General features: G+C 72.9%; 1 protein-coding gene. It reads left to right on the plus strand.

The genetic code is table 11. The annotated features are described in order from the left end of the window. Positions 1-3,727 (plus strand): SDR family NAD(P)-dependent oxidoreductase (locus ACWIGU_RS44765; protein WP_454407698.1); only part of this gene is annotated, 3,727 nt, incomplete at both ends.

The raw sequence follows: 3,727 nt of genomic DNA on the forward strand, positions 1-3,727 counted from the left end.
CCACCCACACCCAAGGCACCCCCACCAACCCACCCACCCACACCCACCACCACACCAACCTCCCCACCTACCCCTTCCAACCCACCCACTACTGGCGGGTGCCGAGCCGTGCCACGGCGGGTCCGGAGTCCCTCGGGCTCGCGGCCACGGATCACCCCTTCCTCGGTGCGTCGGGTGAACTCGCGGGACAGGGCGGGTCGGTATTCACCGGGCAGCTGTCGCAGGATGCCCATCCCTGGCTCGCGGACCACGAGATCCTCGGCCACACGCTTTTGCCCGGAACCGCCTTCGTGGACCTGGCACTGGCCGTCGGCGAGTCCTTGGACGCGCCGAGGGTGGCGGAACTTACACTGGAGGCGCCCCTGTTGCTTCCCACCGCCGGTTCCCTGCTGCTCCAGCTGGCCGTCGGCCCGGCTGACGCGGACGGTCACCGTTCCCTCAGCATCCACACGCGGCCGGACACCGTGAGCGACTGGACCCGGCACGCCACGGGCACACTGACTCCCCCGCCGCTCACCCGGCCCGCAGCTGCGGAGGGCACCTGGCCGCCGCGCGGCGGCCAGGCCCTCGACGTCGAGACGCTGTACGAACGGCTCGGCCGGCTGGGGTACGCCTACGGGCCCGCGTTCCGTGCCGTACGAGCCGCGTGGAGCGACGGCGAGGACCTCTTCGCCGAACTCGCGCTTCCCGACGAACTGCTGGATCAGGCTGCGGAGTTCCCGATCCACCCGGCCCTGCTCGACGCGGCCCTGCATCCGCTGGTCGGACGGGAGTCGCGGGAGGACGCCGGGCTGCCGGTGCCCTTCGCCTGGTCGGGCATCGAGCTCTTCGCCACCGGCGCCACCGTCGTGCGCGCCCGCTGGTCGTCGGGTCGGCTCACGGTCACCGACCCGGCCGGCAACGCCGTCCTGTCCGCCGAATCTCTCACCCTGCTGCCGGTCGAAGCGGCGGCACTCGGCGTCCCGAGCGGCCACACGCCCGCACCGCACCGCGTCGACTGGACGCCCGTCGCCCGCGACGCCTCCACACTGTCGCGGCCGGTGCACGTCGACGCGCTCGGGGACCTCGCGCCGGACTCGCCCGTGCCCGATGTCGTCGCCGTAAGCGTTCCGCAGGGGCGCGGGGCGGCCGCTCATACCCTGGAGCTGGTACGGGAGTGGCTGGGCCAGGAACGCTTCGCCGATGCGCGGCTGCTGTTCCTCACACGCGGTGCACTGGCCGCCGTGGAGCACGACTCCGTACCCGACCCCTGGTCGGCCGCCGCCTGGGGGCTGGTCCGGTCGGCGCAGTCGGAGCACCCCGGCCGGTTCGCCCTGGCGGATGTCGACGGGGATACGCCTGACCTCGCCGTCCTGTCGGAGGCGCCGCACGACGAACCCCAACTCGCGCTGCGTAAAACTTCTCTGTTCGCACCCCGGGTCGTCCGGGGCGGTGCCACCGAGCCCGCGTCCGAAGGTCGCGGCTACGGCCGTCGCACGGTCCTGATCACCGGCGGGACCGGTGGGCTCGGCCGGCTCGTCGCGCGGCATCTCGTGGCCCGGCACGGGGCCCGGCACCTGCTGCTGCTGAGCCGCAGCGGGGGACAGGCGGAAGCTGCCGCCGAGTTGGCCCGCGAGCTCGCCGATGCCGGGGCCGAGGTGCGGTTCGCGGCCGGAGACGCGGCCTCACGCGAGGACCTGGCCGGGGCTCTCGCCTCGATCCCGTCCGCGCACCCCCTGGGGGCCGTCTTCCATCTGGCCGGCGTCCTCGACGACGTGACGATCGGGAGCCTCACCCCGGACCGGCTGGAGGCCGTGCTCCGTACCAAGGCCGACGCGGCCTCGCATCTGCACGAGCTGACGGCCGATGCCGAACTGGACGACTTCGTGCTGTTCTCGTCGGTCGTCGGAGTCACCGGCAACGCCGGACAGGCCAACTACGCCGCGGCCAACGCCTGTCTGGACGCCCTCGCCCAGCACCGCCACGCCCTCGGCCTGCCCGCAACCTCACTCGCCTGGGGGCTCTGGGACCAGCCCGAGGGGATGAGCGGCGGCCTGGGGCCGACCGAGCTGGCCCGCTGGTCGCGGTCGGGGCTCGCCCCGCTGTCCGTCACCGACGGCCTGGCACTGCTCGACGCTGCCCTCGCCGGCGGGGACCCGGCACCGGTCCTCGTACGGATCGACGCGGCCGCCCTGCGGACGAGGGCGGAACAGGGCTCTCTGCCTCCGGTCCTGCGCGGCCTGGTCCGGACACCGCGCCCCCGCGCCTCGGCCGTAGCGGCCGAGGCCTCGGGCGCCGGCTCATGGGCGCAGCGCACGGCCGGTCTGCCGGAGGAGGAACGGCAGCGTACGGTTGCCGAGTTGGTTCGGACGACCGTGGCCACGGTGCTCGGCCACACCACACCGGCAACACTGGACGAGTCCCGCGCCTTCCGCGATCTGGGCTTCGACTCCCTCGCCGGTGTCGATCTGCGCAACCGGCTCGGCACGGCCACCGGTCTGAGGATCTCCACCACGGCCGTCTTCGACCACCCAACACCACTGTCGCTGGCCGCCCATGTGCTGACCCTGCTGCCCGGGGGCACCACCCCGTCCTCCGGCACTCTGGGCACCGGGGCGCGGCCCAACGACCAGGACGATCCGATCGTGATCGTCGGAATGGCCTGCCGCTACCCGGGCGGTGTGGCGTCGCCCGACGATCTGTGGGACCTCGTCGCGTCCGCGCAGGACGCCATCGGCGGCTTCCCCACCGACCGGGGCTGGGACCTGGCGGGCCTCTACGACCCGGACCCGGAACACCTCGGTACGTCGTACGCCCGCGAAGGCGGATTCCTGTACGGGGCAGGGCAGTTCGACGCCGAGTTCTTCGGGATCAGCCCGCGTGAGGCCGTCGCGGCAGATCCGCAGCAGCGGCTGCTCCTGGAGACGGCGTGGGAGACGTTCGAGCGGGCCGGGATCGACCCCGGCACCGTGCGCGGCAGCCGCACAGGCGTCTTCGCCGGTGTCATGTACAACGACTACGGGTCGAGGTTCCTCAAGGCTCCGGAGGAACTGGAGGGCTACCTCCTCACGGGCAACACATCGAGCGTGATCTCGGGGCGTGTCGCGTACACCTTCGGTCTTGAGGGGCCTGCGGTGACCGTCGACACGGCGTGCTCCTCCTCCCTGGTGGCGCTGCATCTCGCGGCCCAGGCACTGCGGCAGGGCGAATGCGACCTGGCGCTCGCCGGTGGTGTGACCGTGATGGCCCGCCCGGACACGTTCGTCGAGTTCAGCCGGCAGCGCGGGCTCTCCCCCGACGGGCGGTGCAAGTCCTTCTCCGCCTCGGCAGACGGCACGGGGTGGTCGGAAGGTGTCGGGCTGCTGCTCGTGGAGCGGCTGTCGGACGCCCGGCGCAACGGCCACCAGGTGCTCGCGGTCGTACGGGGCTCCGCCGTCAACCAGGACGGGGCGAGCAATGGCCTCACCGCACCCAACGGCCCTTCCCAGGAACGCGTCATCCGCCAGGCCCTGGCCGGCGCCGGGCTGCGCGCCTCCGAGGTCGACGCGGTCGAGGCACACGGTACGGGTACCCGGCTCGGCGACCCGATCGAGGCCCAAGCGCTCCTTGCCACGTACGGGCAGGAGAGGCAGGGCGACGAGCCGCTGCACCTCGGCTCGTTGAAGTCGAACATCGGGCATGCCCAGGCGGCGGCCGGGGTGGGCGGCATCATCAAGATGGTCGAGGCGATGCGCCACGGCGTCCTGCC

It is taken from the genome of Streptomyces sp. NPDC055400 (genome assembly GCF_053644375.1).